This window comes from Komagataeibacter ossonobensis (assembly GCF_057359305.1).
This window is the reverse complement of sequence record NZ_JBXAYQ010000113.1, coordinates 1-1313: the sequence shown is the minus strand read 5'-3', so window position 1 is coordinate 1313 and position 1313 is coordinate 1. Positions and strand designations below refer to the sequence as shown.

The window sequence follows — 1313 nt, the reverse complement described above, 5'->3', positions numbered from 1 at the left end:
AGAGGTGGTCCCCATTTTTCGGACAGGGCAATAAGCTATAATCCGACCTGAGAGAGAACGGGTTTTATGGGCAAGGTTACGCGCAAGAGGTATGCGGCGGAGTTCAAATCACGGGTTGCCCTGGAAGCGATCCGTGGGGAACTGACGCTGGCGGAACTGGCTTCGAAACATGGGGTGCATCAGACGATGATCGCCCAGTGGAAACGGCAGGCGATCGAGGGGATGGCGGCCACCTTTTCCGGGAAAGCGACGTCTGAGCCCCCGGTCAGCCCTGCTGATGTGGAGAAACTGCACGCGAAGATAGGCGAGCTTCTCGTGGAACGGGATTTTTTACGCGATGCCTCTGCTCGGTTGGGCGTGATCAGAGGCGGCAGATGATTGACCCGAAGCGAGCGCGTCTGCCGATAATCCGGCAATGCACACTGCTGCGACTCAACCGGTCGGGCGTCTACTATCGGTCTGTGCCACAGAGTGAGGCCAATCTGGAGTTGATGCGGCTGATCGACGCCCAGTTCCTGGAAAGGCCGTATTATGGCTCGCGGCAGATGACATGGCATCTGCGCCGCCTGGGACATGAAGTGGGGCGCAAACGCGTCCGCCGGCTCATGGCGATCATGGGCCTGCGGGCGATCTACCAGAAGCCACGCACGAGTGTGCCCCATCCGGAGCATCGGAAATATCCATATCTGCTGCGGGATCTGGTCATTGATCGACCTAACCAGGTCTGGTGTTCCGATATCACATATATTCCCATGAAACGGGGATTTCTCTATCTCGTGGCGATCATGGACTGGTTCACGCGCAAGGTGCTGTCCTGGCGTCTGTCGAACACGATGGACGCGGAGTTCTGTATTGAGGCACTTCGGGATGCGCTGATGCGTTACGGCACCCCGGAGATTTTCAACACGGACCAGGGCTCACAATTCACGACGCCCCGTTTTACCGGTATCCTGGAAGAACGTCAGATCCGCATTAGCATGGACGGGCGTGGGCGCTGGCTGGACAACGTGTTCATCGAGCGTCTGTGGCGGTCGTTGAAATACGAATGTGTCTACCTGCACGCATTTGAGACCGGATCAGAACTTCGAGTGGGGCTCACGAAATGGATCACCCATTATAACGGGCAACGTCCCCATACGGCCCTGGCTGGACGAACGCCTGATGAGGCGTATCATGGCGCGCCGACGCCATCTGGTCCGGCGTTAACCCCGGACCAGATGGCCAACAGCAACGCCGTCAGAATGGCGGCATAACAACAACCGGGTATAGCTTATTCAAACCCAAAAACTGTCCGAACAGACGGGTCCACCTCT

General features: G+C 57.6%; 1 protein-coding gene. It reads left to right on the top strand.

What is annotated here, in order from left to right; translation table 11 throughout:
* Positions 1 to 66: 66 nt before the first annotated feature.
* A protein-coding gene (locus AC1RQ9_RS18880; RefSeq protein ID WP_139064263.1) for an IS3-like element ISGxy1 family transposase occupies positions 67 to 1253 on the top strand; the annotation gives its coding sequence in 2 pieces (ribosomal slippage) (positions 67 to 325 and positions 325 to 1253; 1188 coding nt in all).
* Positions 1254 to 1313: the final 60 nt, after the last annotated feature.